General features: G+C 60.3%; 19 protein-coding genes and 1 riboswitch. Of the genes, 9 read left to right on the plus strand and 10 right to left on the minus strand.

Features of this window, described 5'->3' with window-relative positions:
* Positions 1-218, minus strand: a 218-nt coding sequence (locus BN1136_RS19735) for a transposase (RefSeq protein WP_156135297.1), incomplete at its 3' end; no start/stop codon positions are given.
* A 683-nt stretch (positions 219-901) separates the two neighbouring features.
* Between BN1136_RS19735 and BN1136_RS06755 the strand changes: the two genes are divergently transcribed.
* The gene (locus tag BN1136_RS06755; protein WP_043756940.1) at positions 902-6,172 is read left to right on the plus strand and encodes a hypothetical protein; all 5,271 of its coding nucleotides are present in this window, start codon (positions 902-904) and stop codon (positions 6,170-6,172) included.
* A 77-nt stretch (positions 6,173-6,249) separates the two neighbouring features.
* Positions 6,250-6,429 (plus strand): PIN domain-containing protein, encoded by a 180-nt coding sequence (locus BN1136_RS20470; RefSeq protein ID WP_268749061.1) that lies wholly within the window; start codon positions 6,250-6,252, stop codon positions 6,427-6,429.
* Positions 6,430-6,656: 227 nt separating this feature from the next.
* On the opposite strand, the gene BN1136_RS20155 is transcribed toward BN1136_RS20470, so the two are convergent.
* The 7 genes from BN1136_RS20155 to BN1136_RS06780 all read right to left on the minus strand — a co-directional run bounded on the left by BN1136_RS20155 (position 6,657) and on the right by BN1136_RS06780 (position 12,955).
* Positions 6,657-7,214 (minus strand): hypothetical protein, encoded by a 558-nt coding sequence (locus BN1136_RS20155; RefSeq protein WP_152552588.1) that lies wholly within the window; start codon positions 7,212-7,214, stop codon positions 6,657-6,659.
* A gap of 117 nt (positions 7,215-7,331) precedes the next feature.
* Positions 7,332-7,907 (minus strand): YagK/YfjJ domain-containing protein, encoded by a 576-nt coding sequence (locus BN1136_RS06765; RefSeq protein WP_043756948.1) that lies wholly within the window; start codon positions 7,905-7,907, stop codon positions 7,332-7,334.
* 395 nt (positions 7,908-8,302) lie between these two features.
* Positions 8,303-8,488, minus strand: coding sequence for a helix-turn-helix transcriptional regulator (locus BN1136_RS19745; RefSeq protein ID WP_081843569.1), 186 nt, complete (start codon positions 8,486-8,488; stop codon positions 8,303-8,305).
* 113 nt (positions 8,489-8,601) lie between these two features.
* The gene (locus BN1136_RS06770) at positions 8,602-9,636 is read right to left on the minus strand and encodes a hypothetical protein (protein ID WP_043756951.1); all 1,035 of its coding nucleotides are present in this window, start codon (positions 9,634-9,636) and stop codon (positions 8,602-8,604) included.
* 5 nt (positions 9,637-9,641) lie between these two features.
* The gene (locus tag BN1136_RS06775; protein ID WP_231557838.1) at positions 9,642-10,598 is read right to left on the minus strand and encodes a site-specific integrase; all 957 of its coding nucleotides are present in this window, start codon (positions 10,596-10,598) and stop codon (positions 9,642-9,644) included.
* 430 nt (positions 10,599-11,028) lie between these two features.
* Entirely contained in the window at positions 11,029-11,202 is a 174-nt protein-coding gene (locus BN1136_RS19750; protein WP_167332213.1) for a hypothetical protein, read from the minus strand.
* Positions 11,203-11,677: 475 nt separating this feature from the next.
* The gene (locus BN1136_RS06780) at positions 11,678-12,955 is read right to left on the minus strand and encodes a cation:proton antiporter (protein WP_043756954.1); all 1,278 of its coding nucleotides are present in this window, start codon (positions 12,953-12,955) and stop codon (positions 11,678-11,680) included.
* 205 nt (positions 12,956-13,160) lie between these two features.
* On the opposite strand from BN1136_RS06780, the gene metH reads away from it, so the two are divergent.
* From metH to rimK, 3 genes are all read left to right on the plus strand, one after another.
* Positions 13,161-16,844 carry a methionine synthase gene (gene metH, locus BN1136_RS06785; RefSeq protein ID WP_043756957.1) on the plus strand — a complete coding sequence of 1,228 codons (3,684 nt, stop codon included), beginning with the start codon at positions 13,161-13,163 and terminating at the stop codon, positions 16,842-16,844.
* 66 nt (positions 16,845-16,910) lie between these two features.
* The gene (locus tag BN1136_RS06790) at positions 16,911-17,978 is read left to right on the plus strand and encodes a Gfo/Idh/MocA family oxidoreductase (RefSeq protein WP_043756961.1); all 1,068 of its coding nucleotides are present in this window, start codon (positions 16,911-16,913) and stop codon (positions 17,976-17,978) included.
* A 206-nt stretch (positions 17,979-18,184) separates the two neighbouring features.
* Positions 18,185-19,081, plus strand: a complete 897-nt coding sequence (rimK, locus tag BN1136_RS06795) for a 30S ribosomal protein S6--L-glutamate ligase (protein ID WP_043808240.1) — start codon at positions 18,185-18,187, stop codon at positions 19,079-19,081.
* A gap of 57 nt (positions 19,082-19,138) precedes the next feature.
* Here rimK and BN1136_RS06800 read toward each other — a convergent pair whose 3' ends face one another.
* Together BN1136_RS06800 and BN1136_RS06805 are read right to left on the minus strand one after the other, a co-directional pair.
* A complete protein-coding gene (locus BN1136_RS06800) occupies positions 19,139-20,383 on the minus strand; it encodes a sensor histidine kinase (RefSeq protein ID WP_043808243.1) in 1,245 nt (414 codons plus the stop codon).
* Entirely contained in the window at positions 20,380-21,048 is a 669-nt protein-coding gene (locus BN1136_RS06805; protein ID WP_043756965.1) for a response regulator transcription factor, read from the minus strand. Before BN1136_RS06805 ends, BN1136_RS06800 begins: the two co-directional genes overlap by 4 nt.
* A 90-nt stretch (positions 21,049-21,138) precedes the next feature.
* On the opposite strand from BN1136_RS06805, the gene BN1136_RS06810 reads away from it, so the two are divergent.
* The 4 genes from BN1136_RS06810 to thiD form a co-directional block, all read left to right on the plus strand.
* Positions 21,139-21,567, plus strand: a complete 429-nt coding sequence (locus tag BN1136_RS06810) for a hypothetical protein (RefSeq protein ID WP_043756968.1) — start codon at positions 21,139-21,141, stop codon at positions 21,565-21,567.
* A gap of 77 nt (positions 21,568-21,644) precedes the next feature.
* Complete coding sequence (locus tag BN1136_RS06815) at positions 21,645-22,133, plus strand: hypothetical protein (RefSeq protein ID WP_043756971.1); 489 nt, start codon at positions 21,645-21,647, stop codon at positions 22,131-22,133.
* A gap of 61 nt (positions 22,134-22,194) precedes the next feature.
* A riboswitch (TPP riboswitch) is annotated at positions 22,195-22,308 on the plus strand.
* A 255-nt stretch (positions 22,309-22,563) separates the two neighbouring features.
* Complete coding sequence (gene thiC, locus BN1136_RS06820) at positions 22,564-24,606, plus strand: phosphomethylpyrimidine synthase ThiC (protein ID WP_043756974.1); 2,043 nt, start codon at positions 22,564-22,566, stop codon at positions 24,604-24,606.
* Positions 24,603-25,725: bifunctional hydroxymethylpyrimidine kinase/phosphomethylpyrimidine kinase (thiD, locus tag BN1136_RS06825; protein ID WP_043808246.1), on the plus strand; the 1,123-nt coding region annotated here is incomplete at its 3' end. The genes thiC and thiD, both read left to right, overlap by 4 nt.

Here is a 25,725-nt window from a genome sequence, read left to right on the forward strand (position 1 = left end):
TCCAGCTCCTGGATTTTCTGCTGCTCCGGAGTCAGCGCTTTGCTGACAGGAGTGGTGCCAGTTCGTTCGGATTGAAGCTGCTGAACCCATCGACGAAGCACTGTTTCGCCGACATCCAGCGAACGGCTGGCTTCGGAGACGGAATAGCCTTGGTCGAGCACCAGGGATGCGGCTTCGAGTTTGAATTCAGCAGTAAATGAGCGACGTACTCTTGTCATTGAACACCTCAGGTCATGGTGGCGACTGTACCACCTAAAATGGTGTCCGGGATGATCAGACCACTACAAGTCCAGTCCACCAGCGTCTTGCTCCCCTATATAAATAAACCCACGAACACTCTGAACGTTATCTAATGGGCCTATGAAGAACACTATGGCAAGATAACTACCAGTTTTGTCTGAATCTGGCCATCTCATGAAAAAAACACTATTCAGCTATGAAACCATGATGCAGGTATTGCTCAAGGTATTGGCCGATGGTCCCCCGAGCCCTCTGCTGGAAGTCTTTGAACTAGTTCACCAGCATTACGCTTTCCCTCTGAGCGACTAGCCAATGCCTTGCCAAGCGGCTATCAAACAGCGGTGAGGCCGCTGGTGGACGTGGCTTTGACGTCATCTATCCGCAAGCCAAGCGTTACACAGACAAATATGTCGGCCGCCCAGAAATGCAATCCTGTGCAGAGGTGCAGGGTTTGCACAAGGGCCGCAAGGGGGTCTTAAAACCACCTTCGGCTTTAGCCGCGAAGCGCGGGTGTATGTGGACCTGATTGAGAGGTGCATGGGCTGATTGACTAGCCATCGGGGGCCTATGGCTTGCTTCAAGCCAACAATAAGTCCGTGATGAGCCCGCATCCCTTCCTCTCGCCGACTGATATGGCACAGCTACAAGGATTCCGAAGCTAATGGCACAGCCTAAGAACACATCGAAACCGAAAGCGCCTCGTGGCGGCAGCGCGAAACGTGCGCCCGCAACGCTGCGGTCGACGAGCGGTGCTGGGTTCGAGTTCGAAGACCTGATAAGCGCCTGGCAATTGGTGAAGGCCCTGTCAGGTGAGCAAGCTCCGGGTATCGGCGGCGTGGTCACGCAGGTTCAGGCTCAAGTATCGACCTTGGGATGGTGTATTGACGACTTGCTGCTGACGGCTCAGACCACCACCGCGCTGCGTCGGCTTGCGATCTCGGCGAAAGGGAACTTGCAAGTAACCGCGGCCGGCCTCCCAGCTGACTTCGTGACGTGCACCTGGGAGCAGTGGCGTGCCCTTCAGGGGCCGTTCAACCGTATCACCGACGGACTGGCCTTAGTCACGCAAGGGACGCATCAAGAGTTCGACCCTGTGTGGCGCGAAGTTAAGAACGCATGTAGTGGCACGGATATGGCACTCACGATGAGTCGCATCCGCAGAAACAAAAAGCAGTCGCGAGTCTTCGATAGCGTCCAGACGCCGGGTAGCGCATCCGATGAGGAGACCATCGAACTCATTCGTCACCTGCACGTGTTACCGACTGACTTTCAGTTCGCGCACTCAGAGACCGAGGCTCAGGCTATTGCCCAATGTCGACGCTTGCTCGTGTCTGGCAGTGACGACGAAGCGCAGACTCTCTGGAAGGATCTTATCAACGTCGCTAAAGAGGTGCGCCTACGCAACGGGACCATCACCGTTCAGGGCCTGCTGTCCTTGCTCCGGGGCCAGTTCGGCCTTCGTCATCATCCAGACTTTGAGCGTGACTGGGAGACGCTCTCCTGCATCACCGCGGACCATAAAGTGCGAATAGAGACGGAGCTGCCCTCAGGCTATACCGTACCCCGTACGGCGGAGAAGGCATTGCTCCAGGCTACGGTCGCCGACACCCCGGTTACGGTGGTCTTCGGGGAGTCGGGCTCTGGCAAGTCGGCTCTGGTCAAGTCGGTGTTGGACGGCGCATATCCATCTTGGAACCAGGTGTGGTTCGGTCCGGAAGACCTGAAGACGGCGCTCAGTGCGGCGCGGCGCGGCGCCCTTCCCCTGACGCACGAACTTTCGCTTGTACTGAGCGCCACCGTGAAGCCGCAGAACGTACTGGTCATCGACAGCGCGGAACGCATCGAGGCCAGCGAGTTTGTCGTCATCCGTCAGCTGCTTCAAGCCATCCTGCCGAATGACGGAGGAGAGACTGAGGGGGCGTGGCGGATCGTCATCGTCACGCAAACCCAGAGTTGGATCGAAGGCGAAGAGACGATACTCCGTAGGTGGAGGGTGCATCTGGTCGAGGTCGAGGCGCTCAAGAGCGATGCCGTGAAGCTAGCACTCTTACCGTCGCCTACCTTGGGCTGGTTGGCTGCGCATGACGACACCATCGCCGCGCTGACGAACCTGCGGACATTGGCTTGGGTTATCAAGGCAGGTGCGGCGATCAGGTCAAACGCCGACGGACTGGCTTCTCACACCGCCATCGCGGACTGTCTCTGGAAGTACTGGACGAAGGACCGCATCGACGTTAAGTCGTTGATGATGCGCCTCGCTGTGCGAGAAGCATCGTTCGAGCGCAGCTTCGCGCTGACCGGCTTGGAGCCGGCGGACACGGTGACGTTCACGCAGCGGCCTGACGAGCTTCCGCTGCGCCTGAACGAGCGGACCAACCGTATCGAATTCGAACACGATCTCGCGGCGGATTGGGCTCGCTTCCAGTTCCTGAAACAGATTTGTACTGACACGTCAACGTGGGCCTCCCTGGCGAGCAATCCGCTCTGGACGAGCGCGCTCCGGATGCTGGGCCAGTTCCTACTGCGACAGCCGACTGATACTGGCACAGCTTGGGACCTCGCCTTAGGGATTGCGGCAGAGGTAAAAAACGAACTGGCGAGCGATATCCTCCTTGATGCGCTCTGCTTGGACCCCGACGCTGAACGCTTCCTGACCGAACGCGTCGACCTTCTGCTCGACAACGGCGCGACACACTTTACGAGGCTGCTTCTGCGCTTTCACCACATTGCGACGGTGCCGACCGGCGGCGGAATGGGACAGAACGTAGCGGTTGGTTTGTACATGGAAGCCCAGTATCGCTCGATTGTCTTTGGCCGGTGGCCGCCTGTTCTCCGCTTCCTCATCGCCCAGCGGGAGCAACTGGCTGGGCTGGTTTCATCCGCTCTCGCGAAGGTCATCAAGACATGGTTGACGAATACGCCGAATACGCTGAGCAGTGGCAATCCGATGCCTTTCCGCAGAGAGATGGCGGAGATGGCGCTCGCCATGGCTCGGACCGTGCAGGTCGAGAAGGGCCACGGCGTGAAGTACCTGATGCGTGAGCCGTTACTGTACACCGCTCCGCTGGCTGGTGCTGCAGATCTGCCAACCGAGGTCGGGAACTGGGCGCTCGAGCTCGCGGGCCGCCGAGAGACCGACGTTGACGTCAAACGACGTATCGCCGAGGTTCAACTACAGAAAGCGAAGGCGCACGCCGAGCGTCTGAAGACTGATGCCGAATACAAGGCTCGGCAAGAAGCACTGAAGTTGATGCCGCTCTCCCTCGGGTCGTTCCTCGAGCGCTTGCCGCCTTGGCCGCTGGGTGCCTTCAACAAGGTCGACATGGATTTTCGGACCGCCTGTATCAAAGAGAACGGTATCCAGTCTCTCATGCGTGCGCAGCCCGAGCTGGCGGCCGAAGTCCTGCTCGCGCTCATCATCGAGGACCAGCCGGAACGGGAGTACGGGTCCGTGTGTGAAATGAACCTCGGCCTCAAATACTCCGAAGGCACATACCCTACGGCCTTCTGGAAAAGCCCATTCTTCCCTTTCTTCCAACTGGCCCCAGAAATTGCGCTCACCTCGCTCATCGTGCTGGTGAACTTCTGCACCGAGCGCTGGGTCGCCGAGGTCATGAAGGGGCGAACCGGTGGGGCCCCCGGGGTGACGTTGCAACTTGCGGACGGGTCGGAGAAGACCTTCCCTGGCTGGTGGCAGGTATTCGGCTGGCCGCAGTCTAATGACTCGATGCGCAACGGAAACCTGTTCTGCGCTCTCGATGCGTTGGAGCGATGGCTCATGCTGCGGCTCGACGCGGGTGAGGACATCACCGCTGATATCGAGAAGATACTGGGGGAGGGAAACTCCGCGGCGCTCGTCAGCGCGCTCCTCAACGTCGCCAAGTATCGGCCGTCATTGCTGATGGGACCCCTCTCGGCTCTGCTGACGTTCCCCGACCTGTTCTATTGGGACAGCATCCGCGTAAAGCAAGTTGGCCATAACTTCATCGCGGGGTCCTGGCTCCGTAGTGGTGAGGCAATGTTTAACTTTGCCCGTGACTGGACTCTGGCGCCCCATCGCCAGCAGAAGTTCCTCGATATCGTTGTCAAACTACTGTTGGCAGACGACGACATTGCGCGGCGTCTTAAAGCACTGCTGCCGATCTGGGTTCTGCCTGAAGATCCGAAGGAGGCGCTGGAATTCAAGCTGATCTTCGCTACGCTCGACCGGGTCAACTACCGGAGCGTCACTGACTCGGCGACGGGCGCAGAAACCCAGTGCTTCGTCTGTCCTGACGAATTGAGCCGTGAGGTGCAATCGTGGCAGGCCGATTGCGCGCCCGCAATCGCATACCTCCTTGTTCCGAACCAGTGCGAGCAGCGGCTTCGGGGCGGCCAGCCGCTCACCAACGATGAGGCCGCGTACCTCTTCAATCTGCTGCAGGAGTGTGAGACTGGGGAGGAAGGCGAAAATGAGGATGCAAAATCAAATTGCCGTTTCGCTGCTGCCGCCACGCTCGTCACATTGGGGGGCGCTTGGCTATCCCAAAACCCCGAAGCGCAGAAGCTCGTATTCCAAGTGGTGCGCGCCGGAGTGGCTGCGGTCGCGTCGACAGGAGAGGATATTCGCGGACGGCGTATGGGGAGCTTACGAAATGAGCTTGAGTTCGTCGCCTACGCCGTCATGCACTTGTGGCTCGCCGATGAAGATGGAGTTCAAGAGTGGGAAACTGCCGTCATGCGCCTGCTGACGAGCGGCGACAAGCGAGCGGCTGCAGTTGTGGTCGGCGTTGCTTATGCCAATCGAGAGCAGCTTGGCACCACGTGGTGGCGGCTGCTCCACGCCGGACTGTTCTGGTCGGGCCTAATCCTGCTCGCTCCGCGCCACGGTGATGACAACGCTGCGGATAGCGCCTGGAAGGTTTGGCTGACGCGGTTGCGACGCTTTCCACTGCGTGGACTGAATGCAACGCCGGATGACCTCGACTTCAAACGTGTGGTCGCGGGCCGAAGACGTTTGGACTTCCTGCGCCGGATGCGGCTCTACAACGCCGGTGACCAGACTAGGCGCGGAAATCCGGAGCGCGAACGGGGTGGTTCGCTAGACGGTCACTTACTCGAAGTCCTGTTCAACTGGCTTATCGAAGGCGATGGGACAGGCGATCGCGACCTCGATACGCGCTTGGCGCTGCGCATCTGGGATTACGAAGTCGCGCGCGCTAGGGCGAGCGAGAAGAATGAGTATGGCGAATACGATCTACCGAGCCAAAACCTCGGCTACGACATCCTCCTGAAGCTCGGAGCCCTGTCGATCGCGGCGGCCGAAGGGGAAGCACGTGCGGTCTGGGAACCTATTCTCTCCCATGGCCCAGCCGCTCACTACGCGCTGCAACATTTCATTCGCGGCTTATTCCTGCGTCTTGGGAAAGGTGATGACCCGGTGGCATTCGAGCGCGTCTGGCGGGCCACCGCAGAGTATGGCCTCGCCGCTGATTGGTCTCAACCTGGCCTCTGGTTCTATGGCGAGCGCTTGATTTGCGACCTGCTCGGCTTCGGCTCCGAGGATGCGCTATCACGCCTGAACCCGGGCACCGCTCTGCGCATGAAGGATATTTACGAGCGCTGGGCCGCCACGCACCTGGCTCACGATGAAGAATGCGTTACGCGCTTCTGCCAATTCCTGACGACGAACTTCGGAGCCCCGCTTCGCCTTGATGGACTTCGCTGGCTAGCCGCCACGCTGAAGGAATGCGAGCCTTCCGGCCGCTGGTACCGAGAGGGTACAGGAGACGCGCTGGTGGACCTGGTGGCGTCGGCGTTGAGTTCTGACACGCAAGCCCTGTTGCAAGACGCCCAAGCACGGCAGGCTCTTGTCGAGATAACCGCTGCACTTGCAGCTAAAAACGTCACAACTGCCCTGGCTCTCCAAGAACGTATCAAGCAACTGCGATAGTACTGCGCCACTAAAACCGCAGCTTAGACCAAGCCTAATAATCTAAAACCCAAAAAGGAGCTTCAATGCATCTAGTGATGTTCGACACATGTGTATGGCTTGACATTTCCTCTCAGAAGTCCGAACTGCCAATGCTTACGGTAATTGAGCATCTAGTTGAGGATGGTGCCATCAAGATCCTTTTGCCTGATCTGGTACGGACTGAGTTCGAGCGAAATAAAGACAAGGTGATCGACGCCTGTAGTGATCACCCGTAACGAGACAAGCGAATTTTTTGACGGGCATTGAGCGGCGGATTTACACGCCTGCCGCTTTCCCACTCAAATCCCCATGATCATTACCAACCCTAGACAGGACGTGACTTTGCTCGTCGCCAGCCTTCTAGGGATAGGTGATCAGGTAAGGCTGATCTGATCAGATAAAGTGATCAGATCAGGCAACGCTGATCTGATCCTATTCCCCGATTACTTCCGATGATAACTTCTCAGATTTTCTCTAAGTACCAGCCCCACGGCTCATTTTTGTAGCCTATCGGACTTGAGATACACTGCCATCCAACGTGGTATAGGTCATTATTCAAACGCCGAAACACCATTCTGTGGTTTGAGCTGGCCACTCCCACGTAATCAGTCAATTGTTGACTGGTGACTCCGGGGTAAGTCGCCACTGCCCAAATGTGGGCATGATGGGGATGCCAGGACATTTTGATGATCAGGTGTGCCACACAATCAATCGGCCGCAGATCTTCAAGGGCAAATATTCTGGAGAATTTTTCCATGAACCACCGGGAGCGCTGCCCGTTTTGCCTATTTATCTTAGCCACAGTTTTCTGGTCAGTGAAAATAGAAGGAAACATCAACGGCTTAACAATGGTGTTTCTTTGGCGTGCTATTTGTTTATCCAGCTTTTTACGTCGTTCAAAATAATAATGCTTCCACCACTCATCTTCAGTTACACGCTGGAATAATTCATCTCCATACATGAGGCGTAATTTTTCTTCAATGACACCCCACTCATTATTTTCGTTATTTTTTGCACTCATCCAATAGCCCTTTTGGTTGAAGTTTCTGCTGGGGATGGCATGCTGATTCCTATCAGCCAGGCGGCCATGCTATTCCCTATACGGTGGCCTTGTCGTATAGCATCTCGTTGTCTTTACTTAATTTCTCCTAATTGTTCGACTGAACTGATAATCCTTGACGGCGGGTGGCCGCTCTCCCTTGGTTTCAGCTTTTACCAAATAGCTCAAGCGGTAGATCAGCAACCTGTGTTCATCCAGACGATCACGATGAACGTGATAAAAGGGGTTATCAGGTAGGGAAAGATTACCATAGGTCCACATTGCTTTAGCTATACGGTAAACCGTGTCTGAGTGTTTAACCTTCTGCCCGTCAAGTAGTAGTGCCAAGTGGTAGTGCTGGGCTTTGGACTTTCCTTGTTCTCTGACCCAGATATAACCATTGTAAAGCTGGCCATAATGATGGATTAACTGACGTTTTAACTGTTGGCATAATTGGCTGATCGGCCGGTTATCCTTTGTCCATTGCTTCATCTTTAACTCCAAGCGAATAGCCGTGAGCTTGCTTGTCTTACTGAAGAACTTTTCCATAATTTGAAAAATTCCATCCATTATCTCTCGTCTGATATGAAAGCTTTTGATGACCGCCCAAGCATGGCCTTGATACTCATAGTTGAAGGGTAATGATAAAGAAGAATCATTATTAAAATCGGGCATATATTATTAATATCCTAGCGAATTGGGCAGCAGTGGATCGCAGCTTTCCCCCGGCGTTTATGGCCGGATGCTCTGCAATAGGCATTTCTGTTTAAGGAAAAAACGGCCTCAATGTTTCACTTTGTTACATCAAGTACCAAATAAGGGAGGCGATTGCCTCCTCTTTTTTATTCAGCGTTGTGTTAATAGGGCTTCAATCTGTTGTTTTGTCCACCCCATGATCCGCCCGTTATTATGTCTCAGGGGAGAGGGGAGCTTGGCCAGTGCGATCCAACGATAGATGGTCGTTCTTGAGCACCCCAGTACTCGTTGCAGGTCTTTGTGTTTGAGTATTGGTTGAAGAGTGCCGCTATCTGCTGCTGCCAAAGTGCGATAGCAAAATGGTGATTTGGCCATTATTTACCCGCCATCTGCGCTGCCAGCCAATTCTGGTATACCGATTCTGGCCAGCCAACAGTTTTACCATGAACCTTGATAGGCTCAGGGAAGACACCATCGCGCACCCATGCCCACAGGGTGCGACGATTGCGACCTACCAGCTCACAAACGGCTGTAATCGAAAGGATCTTTTGAGAAATCACTGCTCACCTCGTCTCGTTGGATTTGATAGACGCATCTTCCCGGATTTATTTTCAGATGTGAGGTGAGAGAAGGTTGAATCACGGTGAGTTAGATTAACTCACCGTGATTGGGTTTAATTTAACCAATTTTGGATGGTGTTTTTGTCGACGCTAGCCAATTGGCACTGTATTAGGTCCCGTTCTCTTGAGTCCATCAGCGTGTGTATTGCTTCTGCAATTGCAGTGTTCGACCAGTCCTCGAACTGCTGGTTGACCAGAAAGGGGAAGGCTATCGAGGAGTATGCGCACCGGCTCAGAAGATTTCGGATCAGCTCCTCGGCAGGACACTGCAGGGCGTGACTCAGTTTGGTGACCAAATGGTGATAGTTCGAGGATATGAGTGGATGCTGCTCAAAGGCGATGGTGGACAGTACATCGTCCCGTTCCATCAGCAACTCGGTCAGAAAGCAGATCATGGCATGTTTTTTAGGCGAGTATCGTTGAGGCTTTTTCTGCGGTTGCAAGCGTTGACTGGCTGCATGTTGGGCTGTGTGGCCAAGTAACCGCTGCATGCTTTCACTAGTCAGCCACAGATGTTCCGGCAATATACGATGATCTGGGACCGCAGGTTCTTCAATAGAGGTGACGGGCACAATGGAGACCTGAAAGCCTTCAATAGGCTTCTCAATGCTAAGCAAATAGCCATGTTCCAAAAAGAAGGAGCGGAAATCCACAGCGCCATAAGATTCAAGCTGCTTGGTAAAGCTATGCCCCACAGACCAGAGTCCAGATGCCTTGGCCATCATGGTCAATGGAAAAGTAACACCGCCGTAGCTGAAGCGGTAAAACATGGGAACGTCACCAAGCTGTTTATTCGGGCGGACATCATTGAAGTTGAGCTGTGCGAGTCCAAATTCTCCCTGGGTAATGTTCAGCGTTGCGCTGACCAGTCGGGCCTGATATTCCATCTTTTTATCGAAGGAGTCATGTGGGTTTATTGGGGTCAGGTTGCGTATGATGACGGCACATTCTGCATCATCTAACTTCAAAAAAAGTGTAGTTCTCCGATTTGCGGCCCAGTGGATGATATCTTCGATCTCACATCCAAGTATGGCCGCAGCCTTGGAGATTTTGAGGTAGTCCGTAACCGGTAAATTGTTTTTTATCATGATAACTACAATCGTCCACCAGCGTGATTGAACGGGATGATATTGGTGTTAGTGGGGCTGTTCCAGATAATTGACTGCCATAGCTCCAGAGCCACTTTCTGTTCTGACAGGCGATGATCATGGATGTAGTGGCTCATTACACCTTTAAGGCTATGGCCCGAGATGATTTCGATAACATGGGGGGCAATGCCTGCTGCGGTGAGATGGGTGGCTAGAGAGCGTCGCAGGTCGTGAAAGGTCCAAAAGGGGGTATGACCAAGCCGCACGGATAATTTATGGCCATAGGTGGACACAGTGTTCAGTTTCTTCAGCGAGCCGAGGAGATAGTGGGTTTTGTTCTGTTTCGCTTGAGCGATTAGTTCGGTTATTACAGGTTTGATCTGTTCTGGTATGGCTCGAACAATCTTGTGATCCGTTTTTGAGTGTTCGATTGGAACAGTCCATATCCCAGCGGCTAAGTCCCATTCTGTGATATGAGACTCCCGAACTTCACCCGTTCTCGCGCCAAAAGTAAGTAACAAGAGCGATAGCGCACGATAGTAGGAGTTGGAGGAGGGGCTTTTGATCCACTCCATGAGAGTGTGGATTTCTGCAAGGCTCAGCACGCGATCCTTTTTCCCACCTCGTTTACCCACATCTGAAATGGTCAGGTCATTGAGTGCGTCAGAGGCTGCGTAGCGCCGAACACGGCAATACTTCAACGCCTGTTTGGATATTTGGAAGAGCATGCCAGCGGAAACAGGCGCCTGCTTGTTGCATGCATCAAAGACCACCAGCCAGTGTCTGGTTTCACAATCAACTAGGGGGAGATCGCCTATCTTGGGAAAGAGCCACTTTTGGAACAGTTGCCTGATTTTTGGGGCGTTCTTCCTATTCTGGGCAGCGTAGTTATCAAGCCAGTAACAAATCGCATCTTTTACCGTCACTGGTTTTAGCCGTTCTTCTTTGGCCAGTTTGAGCATCAGTGCTGGATTGTGGCCAGCGGCTAGCCATCCTTTGCACTGTTCTGTCTTTCGACGAGCTTCTTCAAGGTCGATCCCTGCGTTGTTGTTGGTGAACTTCCCCAGGGTGACTTACAGATTTTTGCCATCGAAGCGATAGCGAAAGACAAAGCTTACCTTTCCGCTCGGATGCCAGAACGCATTTAACCCATCTCCGCGGTCAACCTTCCGGATTGGCTTGGAGCCATCATGCTTGGTGCCAAGCATTTTTCTGAGCGAGGTGATCCCTAGTGCCATTTCAAAACCCCACTAAACCCCATAAAAAACCCCACACATGTATCCCTAACTGATATCACCACCCATCACAAGATAGGACGATGATTCTCACTGGGCCTTATATAACATGGGGCTTTCAGAGGCAAGGCAGGTTTTCATCGGACGAGGCGAAACGTCAGTTGAGCTCTTCGATGGAGAACTCGCCCGGGATACCATCGCAGGAGATGGCGAAGCCACCGCTGAAGCGGGTGCTGAACTGGATCAGAAACGCATCGTCGTCGTGCTCTTGCACAGGCAGGTTGATGGGTTTACTGCGACGCAGGGGTTTGCGGGTTTGTACGCTTTTCATCATGGTATTTCTCTATATAAATTAAGTGTTTGCTCCTTGTGTTGGCAAATTTCAGGTCAATGGGCGCGGTCAGAACTCTGGCTGACGGGCGCGCAGGAATACCCAGCCCAGGTGAGGGCGTCTGCACTTTCAAGGAATGCGCCAAGGACCATGCGGATGCATGATGCTACTTGGGAGTGGGCAGATCGGGTCTGCACCGTGAGAGCCGGGCAACGCAGGCAGACAGCCTGAACGGTTCTCAAGGCGAGTAAATCAGAAGAAGGTTATGCGGGTACTGGCAGGATTCATCGTGAGGTGAAGCATTGCGAACATAATCAGGGCTGATTAACTAGCCGGGGCGCATTCTCTCCTCGAAATGCATAAAAAGCAAACACTAATTGTGTCGTGACGGGGCGGGGGCTCTCCCTGCCCGGTCAGGGCGAACGAAAAGGGCTCCCGAGGGAGCCCTTTTTCAGGTGGCCAGTCAGGGAGTGGCTCAGGCGTCGCCACAGGCCTTCTTGGCGGCGGTGATCATGGGGGTGATGGTCATGCCCTGGACCACGATGGAGAACATCACCACCGAGTAGGTCATCACCAGGATCACCTGGCGCAGATCGACGCCGTGCTCCGGCAGCATCATGACGCCGGAGGGCAGCGCCAGTGCCATGGCCATGGCCAGACCGCCGCGCAGACCGCCCCAGGTGAGGATGCGCACCGAGAAGGTGTTGTAGCTGCGGAACTTGCGGAAGGCCACATAGGGCAGGGAGACGCTGATGAAGCGGGAGGCCAGGCAGAGCGGCACCGCGATGACCAGCAGGATCCAGTCTTGCCAGGCGAGATCCAGCAGCACCAGCGCCAGACCGATCAGCAGGAACAGCAGGGCGTTGAGGAACTGATCCATCAACTCCCAGAAGTGATCCAGGTGATGGCTGCTCTGCTCGGAGAAGCCGGAGTGACGCGTCCAGTTGCCGATCATGATGCCGGTGACCACCATGGCCAGGGCGCCGGAGACGCCGATCATGTTGGCGAAGGCGAAGCCGGCGGTCGGGATGCAGAGGGTCAGCAGCAGCTCCAGGGAACCGTCATCGGTGGCGCTGATCATCACGTGGGCGATGAGACCCAGCACGGCACCGAACAGGATGCCGCCGAGGGCCTCATGCAGGAACAGACCTGCCACGCTGGTGAAGGTGGGCTCGACACCGCCAAAGGCTACGGCAAACACGGTGGCGAAGATCACCAGGCCGACGCCGTCGTTGAACAGGGACTCCCCCTCGATCTGGATGGCAATCTGGGGCGGCGCCTTCATCTTCTTGACGATGGCCAGCACGGCGATGGGGTCGGTGGGGGAGATCAGGGCACCGAACAGCATGCAGTAGACCAGCGGCACATCCCAGCCCAGCAGCTTGGCGATGAACCAGAAGCCGTAACCGATGAGGAAGGTGGATAGCAGGGTCGCGGCGATGGAGAGAATGGTGATCTCCCACTTCTGGCTGCGCAATGCCTTGAGGTTGATACCAAGTCCGCCGGCGAACAGCAGGAAGCCCAGGATCCCCTTGAGCAGGAAGTTCTGGAAGTCGATGCTCTCCATGGTCTTGACGGCCAGGGGTTCCAGATTGAACCAACCCAGTTTGCCGAACAGCACCATCAGCGCGGAGATCAGCATGGAGCCGGCGGTGATGGCGATGGTGGTCTGGATCTTCACAACATACTGGTTGGCAAAGGCGATAAAGATCGCCAACGCTGCCAGGAAGCAGAGTGTGTAGTAGACGCTCATAGTTGTTTTTCTCTTTTTTAGTAAACAGCAAGCACGTATCCCTATTGAGGACGGGCATAGGGTACTCTTGGGCCACATCTTACTCATTACCTACTTATGAGTATATGCTCGAATCTTCGGACAGATAGACGGCTAGATTTCCATTTGATTTGTTTGCTGCTAGGATGCTGTTTACGCAGTTGCATGGATGTAAGAGGAACGAGCGGTGTCGAACAAAAAGTCGGATGTGACAAACAAGCTGGAAGCCTGTCTCAAGGAGCGGATCCTGATCATCGACGGGGCCATGGGCACCATGATCCAGGGCTACAAGCTCGGTGAGGCGGACTACCGGGGGGAGCGGTTTGCCGACTGGCATACCGACATCAAGGGCAACAACGACCTGCTGGTGCTGAGTCGTCCCGCCGTGATCCGCGAGATCCACGACCAGTACTGCGCCGCCGGCGCCGACATCCTCGAGACCAACACCTTCAACGCCACCCGCATCGCCATGGCCGACTACGAGATGGAAGATCTCTCCGCCGAGATCAACCGGGAGGCAGCCCGGCTGGCCCGCGCCGTGGCGGATGAGTGGACAGCCAAAGAGCCCCACAAGCCGCGCTTCGTAGCCGGGGTCCTGGGGCCCACCAACCGTACCGCCTCCATCTCGCCGGACGTGAACGATCCCGGCAAGCGCAACGTCACCTATGACGAGCTGGTGGCCGCCTACACCGAATCGACCCACGCTCTCATCGAGGGCGGTGCCGACCTCATCCTGATCGAGACCATCTTCGACACCCTCAACGCCAAGGCGGCTGCCTTCGCGGTGGACCTGGTGTTCGAAGAGCTGGGCTACAGCCTGCCGGTGATGATCTCCGGCACCATCACGGACGCCTCCGGCCGCACCCTCTCCGGCCAGACCACCGAGGCTTTCTACCATTCCCTTCGCCACGTCAAACCCGTGTCGTTTGGCCTCAACTGCGCGCTGGGCCCGGACGAGCTGCGCCAGTACGTGGAGGAGCTCTCCCGCATCAGCGAAACCTTCGTGAGCGCCCACCCCAACGCCGGTCTGCCCAATGCGTTTGGCGAGTACGACCTGGATGCGGTCGAGATGGCGGAGCATATCCGCGAGTGGGCCCAAAGCGGCTTTCTCAACCTGGTGGGCGGCTGCTGCGGTACCACCCCGGCACACATCCGCGCCATGAGCGACGCCGTGGCGGGCATCACGCCCCGCGCCCTGCCGGATCTGCCGGTGGCCTGCCGGTTGTCGGGCCTGGAGCCCCTCATCATCACCCCCGAATCCATGTTCGTGAACGTGGGTGAGCGGACCAACGTCACCGGCTCGGCCAAGTTCAAGCGACTCATCAAGGAGGGGCTCTACGACGAGGCCCTGGACGTCGCCAAGCAGCAGGTGGAAAACGGTGCCCAGATCATCGACATCAACATGGATGAGGGGATGCTGGACGCCGAGGCGGCCATGGTGCGCTTCCTGAACCTCATCGCTGGCGAGCCGGACATCGCCCGGGTGCCGGTGATGATCGACTCCTCCAAGTGGGAGGTGCTGGAGGCCGGCCTCAAGTGCGTGCAGGGCAAGCCGGTGGTCAACTCCATCTCCATGAAGGAGGGGGAGGAGAAATTCATCGAGCAGGCGAAACTGCTGCGTCGCTACGGCGCCGCCGTCATCGTCATGGCGTTCGACGAGGTGGGCCAGGCGGATACCCGCGCCCGCAAGTTCGAGATCTGCCAGCGTGCCTACCGCATCCTGGTGGACCGGGTGGATTTCCCGCCGGAAGACATCATCTTCGACCCCAACATCTTCGCGGTGGCGACCGGCATCGACGAGCACAACAACTACGCGGTGGACTTCATCGAGGCGGTGAAGGACATCAAGGATAACCTGCCCCACGCCATGATCTCCGGCGGCGTTTCCAACGTCTCCTTCTCCTTTAGGGGCAACGAGCCGGTGCGCGAGGCGATCCACGCCGTCTTCCTCTACCACGCCATCAAGAACGGGATGGACATGGGGATAGTCAACGCCGGCCAGCTCGCCATCTATGAAGACATCCCGGCCGAGCTGAAAGAGAAGGTCGAGGCGGTGGTGCTGAACCTCAATGACAACGCCACCGAGGAGCTGCTGGCCATCGCCGAGAAGTATCGCGGCGCGGGCGCCCAGGCCGAAGATCCGCGGGATCAGGAGTGGCGCGGCTGGCCGGTGGGCAAGCGGCTGGAACACGCGCTGGTGAAGGGCATCACCGACTTCATCGAGGAGGACACCGAAGAGGCGCGCGCCCAGGCCGATCGGCCGCTGCACGTCATCGAGGGGCCGCTGATGGACGGCATGAACGTGGTGGGCGATCTGTTCGGCGCCGGCAAGATGTTCCTGCCCCAGGTGGTGAAGTCGGCCCGGGTGATGAAGCGGGCGGTGGCCTACCTGCAACCCTACATCGAGGCGGAGAAGTCCGGCGGCTCCAGCAACGGCAAAATCGTGCTCGCCACCGTGAAGGGAGACGTGCACGACATCGGCAAAAACATTGTGGGCGTGGTGCTCCAGTGCAACAACTTCGAGATAGTTGACCTCGGGGTCATGGTCTCCTGCGAGACCATCCTCAAGACCGCGCGGGAGGTGAACGCCGACATTATCGGATTGTCTGGCCTCATCACCCCCTCCCTGGACGAGATGGTGCACGTGGCCAAAGAGATGGAGCGCCAGGGCTTCAAGCTGCCGCTGCTCATCGGCGGCGCCACCACTTCCAAGGCCCACACTGCGGTCAAGATAGAGCAGAACTACTCCGAACCCGTGGTCTATGTCTCCAACGCCTCTCGCGCCGTGGGGGTAGCCCAGAGCCTGCTCAGTCCGGATCTCAAGGAGGCGTTTGTCGCCCGCATCGACAAGGAGTACGAGATCGCCCGCGAGCAGCACGCCCGCAAGCAGCCGCGCTCGCGCCCCATCACGCTGGCGGAGGCCCGCGCCAACCGCCATCAGCTGGATTGGGTGGGCTATCAGCCCCCGGCGCCCCGGGAGCCGGGTGTGCAGAAGTTCGAAGACGTGCCCATTTCGGTGCTGCGCCCCTACATCGACTGGACGCCGTTCTTCCTGAGCTGGGAGCTGGCGGGCAAGTTCCCCCGCATCCTTGAAGACGAGGTAGTGGGGGAGGAGGCAACGCGCCTCTTTGCCGACGCCAACGCCATGCTGGACCAGTTGGAGAAGGAGCAGAGCGTGCGCTGTGCCGGCATCGTCGGCCTGTTCCCGGCCAATGCCGTGGGGGACAGCATCGAGGTCTACACCGACGAGTCGCGCACTGAAGTGAAAAAAGTGCTGCACCACCTGCGCCAGCAGAGCGAGAAGCAGGGTTTCCCCAACTACTGTCTGGCGGACTATGTGGCGCCGAAGGAGAGCGGCAAGCCGGACTGGATAGGCGCCTTTGCGGTGACCGGCGGCATCGGCGAGGAGGCCATCGCCAAGGCCTACAAGGCGGATCACGACGACTACAACGCCATCCTCATTCAGGCGGTGTGCGACCGTCTGGCGGAGGCGTTTGCCGAGTACCTGCACGAGCAGGTGCGAAAGCGGCACTGGGGTTATGCCCCGGACGAGGCGCTCTCCAACGAGGAGCTGATCCGCGAGAACTACCGCGGCATCCGCCCGGCGCCCGGTTACCCGGCCTGCCCGGAGCACACCGAGAAGGGGAGCATCTGGGAGCTGCTGGACGTGGAGCAGGCCATCGGCATGCAGCTCACCGAGTCCTACGCCATGTGGCCGGGGGCGGCGGTGTCGGGTTGGTACTTCTCCCACCCCGACAGCAAATACTTCGCCGTGGCCCAGATCCAGCCCGATCAGGTGGAGGACTACGCCGTGCGCAAGGGAATGACCCTGGAGGAGGCACAGCGCTGGCTGGGGCCGAACCTGCACTGATCCCTGCCCGCCCCGCATCACGCGTGCGGGGCGGGCTTCGGGAACAGACGCCATTTAGAGGTTGCCATGAAGGTTGGATTTGTCGGCCTGGGGGCCGTGGTGCAGACCGCCTATCTGCCTGCACTCGCCACCCTGGCGCCAGATGTCGAGATACGGGGCTTTGACCCCGCCATCACCCTGCCCGGTGTCATCCCTGCACCGACCCTGGCGGCCCTGCTGGCCGCGCCCTTGGACAGGCTGGTCATCGCCACCCCCTCCCTGCTGCACCTGCCCGTGCTGGAACAGGCGCTGGCCAGTACCGTTCCCCTTATCCTGGTGGAGAAACCCGTGGTGGCCACTCTGGCCCAGCGCGATCGTCTGCATGCCCTGCTGGCAGACCCCGCGGTGGCGGGCCGGGTGCTGGCGCTGGATCACTGGATGGCCCGTACCGCCGTGCAGCGGTTGCTGCTGACTGGTGGGCTGGATGAAGGCTGGCTGCCTCGGGAACAGGACGGTGCCGGTATTGCGCCCGCTACCCTCGCCGAGGTGAGCGCGGTGGAGGGCTTTCTGCTGGAGCCCTGCGGCCTGGACGAGGCGGGACATCCCTATGCCCTGAATTTTGCCACCGGCGAGCCGGATCGGCGGGAACTGCGCCACCCCGACGGGGTGATCCTCGACATCGGCACCCACCTGCTGGCGATGATCCGCGAGTTGCTGGTGGCCCTGGGTGGGGACGACAGCCTGCGTCTGGTCGCGGACGGTGTCTGCGATCGCCTGGGGCAGCCCATCCGGCGCGGGGATCTGGAGACCGCCGAGGGACGGGCCTGCCTGCGCGGCGAGGCGGCGGGGGTGCCCCTGATCCTCTGGCTCGACAAGTACGCCGGTCCCGGGGTGGAGAAGAAGGGGCTCTGTCTGCATCTCAAGGATGAGCGGCGCATCGAGCTGCTTCGCCGTGGCAACCTGGAGTGGCTGCATCATCACGATGCCGGCGGCATGCAGGGTTGGGAGCACAATGGACCGCTCTATCGCGACTGCATCGCCCAGACCCTGCTGGCCCCCGTGCCTCCGGGTGGCTGGGGCGGGGTCACAGCCCGCCGTCTGCAGGAGGTGGCCCTGCTGCTTGAGTTGCAACAAGGGCTTCGCGGCCCCCATTGACGCTCGTTGCACGCCATCCGGCATGAGGGCTGGTGGCTGGCGCCGTCTTGCAGAACGGTCCCTGGCTTTGGTCCGTTTATGAGAGCAGCACTCTCGTTTTTTGCCCGTTCTTGCAGAACCGCGCATGGTGAGGGGAAAGGATTGGCGTTGCCAGTCGTTCATGGCACCTTATACTCTCCAGTCCGATTATCAGGTCTGCCATTTCCATGAATATTGCCATTTTATCCCGTGAGCCCAACAACTACTCCACCCGCCGTCTGGTCGAGGTGGCCCGGGCCCGTGGGCATCAGGTCGAGGTGCTCGACACCCTGCGCTGCTACATGAACATCGCTTCCCACAGCCCCTCCATCCATTACGAAGGACGGGAGCTGGAGAGCTATGACGCCGTGATCCCGCGCATCGGTGCCAGCATCACCTTCTATGGCACCGCCGTACTGCGTCAGTTCGAGATGATGAACACCATGGCCCTCAACAGCTCGGTGGCCATCTCCCGCTCCCGTGACAAGCTGCGCGCCATGCAGCTGCTCTCCCGTCATGGCATAGGCCTGCCGGTGACCGGCTATGCCCACAGCACGCACGACGTCCCCGATCTCATCAAGATGGTGGGGGGCGCCCCTCTGGTGGTGAAGCTGCTGGAAGGGACCCAGGGGATAGGGGTGGTGCTGTGCGAGACCCAGAAGGCCGCCGAGAGCGTGATCGAGGCCTTTATCCAGACCAACAACAACATCCTGGTGCAGGAGTACATCCGCGAAGCCAATGGCGCCGACATCCGCTGTCTGGTGGTCAACGGCAAGGTGGTGGCTGCCATGCGCCGCCAGGCCCAGCCGGGGGAGTTTCGCTCCAACCTGCATCGGGGCGGCGAGGCCTCGGCCATCAAGATCACCCCGGAGGAGCGAGCCACTGCGGTGCAGGCCGCCAAGATCATGGGGCTGGACGTGGCCGGTGTGGATATCCTGCGCTCCGCTCGTGGCCCCCTGGTGCTGGAGGTGAACTCCTCCCCCGGCCTGCAGGGGGTGGAAGCGGCCTCCGGCAAGGACGTGGCGGGCAAAATCATCGAGTTCCTCGAGCTCAAGGCGAGCCGCAAGCACAAGCCGGCGGAGTGACCTTCGGGGTCGCCCCGGCCGAAGAGAGAGAAGGCGCCCTTGGGCGCCTTCTCGTTTTCAGGGGGCAGGCCCCCACATCGCCAGCCGGGCGCTGAAGATGCCGTCTTCCAGCCGGGTCTCTATCTGCCAGCCCAGCTTCTCGCAGATGCGCTGGATGATGGTGAGGCCGCAGCCATAGCCGAGGATCTGATCCGGCGCTGCCGCCGTGGGATTGCTGATGGTAAGCACCTGCTCGTGCAGGGTGATCTCGATGTGCCCCTCGGCGTAGCTCAGGGCATTCTTGAGCAGGTTGCCGAGCGCAATGGCGAGCAGGGAGAGGGGCGCTTGTACCTCGCTCTCCTCGACCAGGTGCAGGCGGATATCCAGCGTCTCTCGCTGCAACAGGGGGGCGAGGCGGGTCAGCTCCCGGCGAATGAGCGGCGCCACCTGCTGGGGCGGGCGCTCCACGGCCTCCTTGCGGCCCAGCAACAGGAAGGTCTCGGTGAGCAGGGCCATCTCGTCGGCGGCGGCGCGGATACGGGCGGTGGCGCGGGCTGCCGGGGCGGGCAGATCCGTCACCTTGCCGAGCAGGGCGGCGGATCCCTGGATCACCATGTTGGGGGTGCGCAGCTCGTGGCTGGCGAAGCGGCTGAACTCCTGTTCGCGGGCAAACACGGCGGCTACCTCGCGCTTGCCCGCGAGCAGCGCCTGCTCTATCTCTCGCAGCTCCTGCCAGGGGGCATCGGGCACGAAATCGCCCTGATCCGGGGTCAGGTGGGCGACCCGCTGGCGCAGCCGCTCCAGGGGCCCCGTGATGTGGCGCACCAGCCAGATACCGAAGGCGAGGCTCCCCAGCAGCAGGGCCAGGCCGATGAGACGGGTGACCAGGTGCAACCTGTCTTCGTAGGGGTCCAGATAGTCGTCGGCGTCGTCGTTGAACACCAGGTAGAGCAGCCCCTGGCCGGATGGATGGGGCCTGACCAGGAAGTGTTTGTCCTCGCGGCCGAGCTGATGTTCGAAGAAGCCGGGGTTGCGGTAAGCCTTGAGCCAGGCTGGCAGGCGACCCGCCTCGGTCCAGTAGCTGGAAAACAGACGCGGGCTGGGGGCGGGGGCCAGCTCGCCCAGGCGCAGCCAGTCATCGCCGTAGCGGGTCGCTTCGGCTTCCAGCCAGTGGCGCAGGCTCAGCTCCTCCATCTTGTCCTCGGCCACCACCATCAGCAGGCTCAGCAGCATCAGCAGCAGCAGGCCGGCGCCCCCCAGCGCCAGGATCAGCCGCCGGCGCAGGCTCGGCAGCGGCGGGCCAGGGGGCATAGGGGCACTCATGGTTTCACCAGCCGGTAGCCCTGGCCGTGCAGGGTCTCCAGCATGGGGGTAGGGAAGGGTTTGTCGAGGGCGCTGCGCAGGGCGTAGATGTGGCTGCGCAGGGCGTCGGAGTCCGGCTCCTCATCCCCCCAGACGGTGTCGAGCACCTCCTGGCGCGTCACCAGCTGGGGGGCGCGTTTCACCAGCAGGGTGAGGATCCGGAACGGGATCTTGCCGAGCTTGAGCTCCACTCCGGCGCGGGTGGCGCGGCTCTCGGCGGTGTCTATCGTCAGATCGCCGAAGCTGAGGGCGCCCATGTCACCCCGGGGGCCGCGCAGGGCAAGGGCCTGCAACCTCACCTCCAGCTCCTCCATGGCGAATGGCTTGACCAGGTAGTCGTCGCCCCCGGCCTTGAAGCCTGCGAGCTTGTCTTCCAGGCTGTCGCGGGCGGTGAGGAAGATCACCGGTGTCGAGATGCCATCCGCCCGCAGCCGCTCCACGGCGCTAAGCCCGTCGAGGCGGGGCATCATGACGTCCATGATGATGACGTCGAAGCGCTCCTCGGCCAGCCGCTGCAGGGCGGCCTGGCCGTGGTAGGCACAGTCCGCCCTGTGCCCGGCCAGCTCCAGATAATCCATGATGGTTTCCGCCACCTGGGGATTGTCTTCCACCACCAGTATTTTCATGCTCTGATCTCCTGGTTCTGGCCGGGATTTCACGGCCATTTCACTCCGGATGCGTCATCCTGTGTGCCAGTGTAACCCCGAGGATCCCCGATGAAGAAGTTTCTCTGCACCCTCTGGCTATTGATTTCATTACCTTTTGGTCTGGTGCAGGCGGCCGAGTTCAAGCTCACCGGCCGCACCAGCTGGCAGCTGGGCCAGCTGATGGTCAACGGCATGCCCTTCGTACTCGATGAGCAGACTCGCTTCAAGGAGGGTCTCGACGAGGACGATCTCGGCGGCACCTGGGTCGAGCTGGAGGGGGTGGTGCAGGAGACAGCGACGGGGGAGTCACGGCTGATCCGTGAGGTGGAGCCCCTGGAGGAGGCGGACGAGATGGAGCTGGAGGGGCCGGTAGCGCAGGGGCGGATCTGGGGCTACACCACCTCGGACGACAGTCTGGCACCGTTCGAGGGGCGCTGGCTGGAGCTGGAGTGCAGATTTGACGGCATGCGCCTGAGCCAGTGCCGGGAGGAGGACTGAGGCGCGCCACGAGGGGAAAAATCGCGCATCCCGGCCCATAGTTAAACCTCATCGCGCTGACCCCGGGCCACCCTGCCATGACCAGAACCGCATTGTGTTTGCTGCTGTTGCCCTTCTGCACCTTCGCCGACGACACCGAGCTCTGGCTGGTGGAGCTGGAGCACAACGACGGCGTGCGCCTGCAATTTCAGGGGGCTGAGCTCGAACTCGGCAGCGCCGAACTGCACGGCGTGGCAGGCGATGACGCCCTCAGGCCCGGCATGCGCCTCGCCATCCAGAGCCGCTATGGCGTGGCCGAGACGATCCGTGTACTCCACGCGGCGCCGGATCCGGTGCAGGAGGGCCACTGGCGGCGGGCGGAGGATCGGCTGCTCGCAAGCTCGGGCCAGGCATTGCTGCTACAGGATCTCGGCGTGCTGGTGTTTGATGCAGAGACCCGCTGGCTGAACGGCTCCGCCGCCGATCTGCAGCCGGGGCGCCGCCTAGTGCTGAGCCGGGATGAGGAGGGGCGTCTCGCCGAGATCCTCATTCCCGATCCCGAGGATCCTCTGGAAGACCCAGAGTGAGACCTCTTCCGCTTTCCCCTTGTTAATGGCTTGTACTTTAAAATTCCCCCCCTATACTGGCGCCATCTTGTCGGAGTGCTGACCGTCGAACGACGCTAAGCTGAGACCGTTAATTCGGGATCCGTGGAACCTGATCAGGTTAAGACCTGCGAAGGGAAACAAGGGTAACTTGCGGGTTACCGCGCCGGGGAAGGAGCACCTTCCCGCCAGCCAGAGGCAGACCGCCTCTGGCCGCTACAGGCGCACAGGGGGAGGCTGCCCCACCGGTCGTCCATCAGGCGCCGGCTCTCCTGTCAGGGAGAGAGGGTCAGCAGGGCAGGAGAGATCCATCGCCCACTCCCCCGAGCACATCCCGCCGCAAGTTCATCTTCTCCTCGAACTCCAGACAAGCAAACACCCATAACTTCAACCAGTTAATGTGAGTTTTGCTATGTCTACCAATGTTTCTGATACCGCCAAGTCCAGCCGCCGCGAGCAGCGCTCCAGCGCCCAGACCTTTATCGACAACCTCAAGGGGATGGCTCACCCCAACTCCCGCCGCATCTTTATCGAAGGTTCTCGCCCCGACATCCGGGTGCCACTGCGGGAGATCCAGCTGGCGGACACCTTCGTCGGCGGCACCAAGGAAGCCCCCCAGTTCGAGCCCAATGAGCCGGTACCGGTCTACGACACTTCGGGCCCCTATGGGGAAGAGGCTGCCCCCATCGACGTGCGCCGCGGCCTGCCGCGTCTGCGCGAGGAGTGGGTGCTGGAGCGTGCTGACACCGAAGCGCTGGAAGGGCTGAGCTCCACCTTCACCCAGGAGCGCCTGGCTGACGAGGGGCTGGATCACCTGCGCTTCGAGCATCTGCCGAGCGCTCGCCGTGCCAAGCCGGGCCGCCGGGTGACCCAGCTGCACTATGCCCGCGCCGGTATCGTGACCCCGGAGATGGAATTTATCGCCCTGCGCGAGAACATGGGCCGCGAGCGGGTGCGCTCCGAGCTCTTGCGTACCCAGCATCCGGGTCAGGGCTTTGGCGCCAGACTGCCGGAGAACATCACCCCCGAGTTCGTGCGCGATGAAGTGGCCGCCGGGCGCGCCATCATCCCCAGCAACATCAACCACCCGGAAGCCGAGCCCATGATCATCGGCCGCAACTTCCTGGTGAAGATCAACGCCAACATCGGCAACTCGGCGGTCACCTCCAGCATCGAAGAGGAAGTGGAGAAGCTGGTCTGGTCCACCCGCTGGGGCGCCGACACAGTGATGGATCTCTCCACCGGCCGCTACATCCACGAGACCCGCGAGTGGATCCTGCGCAACAGCCCGGTCCCCATCGGTACCGTGCCCATCTACCAGGCGCTGGAGAAGACCAACGGTATCGCCGAAGACCTCACCTGGGAGCTGTTCCGCGACACCCTGCTGGAGCAGGCCGAGCAGGGGGTGGACTACTTCACCATCCACGCCGGCGTCTTGCTGCGCTTCGTGCCCATGACCGCCAAGCGCCTCACCGGCATCGTCTCCCGTGGCGGCAGCATCATGGCCAAATGGTGCCTCTCCCATCACAAAGAGAACTTCCTCTACGAGCACTTCCGCGAGATCTGCGAGATCTGCGCCGCCTACGACGTCAGCCTGTCGCTGGGTGACGGCCTGCGCCCGGGCTCTGTCTATGACGCCAACGACGAGGCCCAGTTCGCCGAACTGCGCACCCTGGGCGAGCTCACCAGGATCGCCTGGGAGTACGACGTGCAGGTGATGATCGAGGGCCCTGGCCACGTGCCCATGCACATGATCGAGCGCAACATGACCGAGCAGCTTGAGCACTGCCATGAGGCGCCCTTCTATACCCTGGGTCCGCTCACCACCGATATCGCGCCGGGTTACGATCACTTCACCTCCGGCATCGGCGCGGCGCTTATCGGCTGGTACGGCTGCGCCATGCTCTGCTACGTGACCCCCAAGGAACACCTGGGCCTGCCCAACAAGGAAGACGTGAAGCAGGGGCTGATCACCTACAAGATCGCCGCCCACGCAGCTGACCTTGCCAAGGGCCACCCGGGCGCCCAGATCCGCGACAACGCCATGTCCAAGGCGCGCTTCGAGTTCCGCTGGGAGGATCAGTTCAACCTGGCGCTGGATCCCGACACCGCCCGCGCCTATCACGACGAGACCCTGCCCCAGGAGTCCGGCAAGGTGGCCCACTTCTGCTCCATGTGCGGCCCCAAGTTCTGTTCCATGAAGATCACCCAGGACGTGCGCGACTATGCCGCCAAGCTGGAAGCCGTAGAGATCAAGATGGTCGGCATGGACGGCCAGCAGGAGCGGGTCGTGGCCGAGGTGGAGAGCGGCATCGCCCACAAGGAGCCGGAGGCCTTCAAGCAGGCCGACGTTGAGAGCGGCATGGCCCGGATGGCCGAGACCTTCAAGGAGACCGGCGGGGAGATCTATCACCAGGCGGCGACCCTGAAGCAGGCCGCAGGGGAGGAGGCGTGAGCAGCGAGCGCGGGGCTGTCAGCCCCGCCGACCTGTCCGCGGTGACGCAGGCCCGCCCCGTGGTCTGGACCATAGCGGGTTCAGACTCCGGCGGCGGGGCCGGCATTCAGGCCGACTTGCACACCCTGCACGACCTAGGCGTGCACGGCTGCTCGGTCATCTCCGCCATCACGGCCCAGAACTCGGTGGCGGTGAAGATGGTCGACCCCGTGTTGATGCAAACCTTCACCGCCCAGATCGACGCCCTCGGTGTCGATCTGCCGCCGGCCGCCATCAAGATCGGCCTGCTGCCGACCCGGCTCCATGTCGAGGTACTGGCTCGCCGACTGGCGGCCACCCCGGCCCCCTTCGTGGTCTACGATCCGGTGGCCATCGCCAGCACCGGCACCCCCATGGCAGAGCCCGGCATGCTGGCGGCGGTGCGTGAACAGTTGCTGCCACGTCTGTCGCTCATCACCCCCAACGGCCCCGAGCTGGAAGCCCTGACCGGCCTGCCCGCCACCAGCCCCGAGCTGGTGCGCCTCGCCGCACGGCGCCTGCGCGAACTCGGCGCCCGCGCCGTGCTGGTGAAGGGGGGCCATCTGGAGTGGAGCGGGGAGCTGTGTCTGGACTACTACCAGGACGAGACCCGCGAATTCTGGCTGGCCGCGCCGCGCCTCGATACCCGCCACGGCCACGGCACCGGTTGCTGCTACGCCAGCGCCATCGCCGCCGTGGTGGCGCAGGACTACCCGGTGGAAGACGCCATCACCCTGGCGCGCGCCTACCTGCAACAGGGGCTGGCGGCGGCGCAGGGAGTGGGCGCGGGTCCCGGCCCCATCGCCCATCTTGGCTGGCCAGCCGATCTTGCCCACTTCCCCCGCGCCGTGCTGGCGGGGTCAGCCCTGGATCGCCGCTTCGGCCTGTATGAGACAAGCAGTGCCCGCCTGCCGCAGGGCCCCTTCGCGCCGACTGAACAGAGCCTCGGCCTCTATCCGGTGGTGGATTCGGTCAAGTGGCTCAAGCGCCTGCTGGGGGCCGGGGTCAAGACGATCCAGCTGCGCATCAAGGATCTGCCCGCCGCCCAGGTGGCGCCTGCCATTGCCGAGGCCAGACGCACACGGGCCGCCGTCCAGGGTG

Origin of the sequence: Aeromonas taiwanensis (assembly GCF_000820165.1) — a bacterium.
GTDB classification, from domain to species: domain Bacteria; phylum Pseudomonadota; class Gammaproteobacteria; order Enterobacterales; family Aeromonadaceae; genus Aeromonas; species Aeromonas taiwanensis.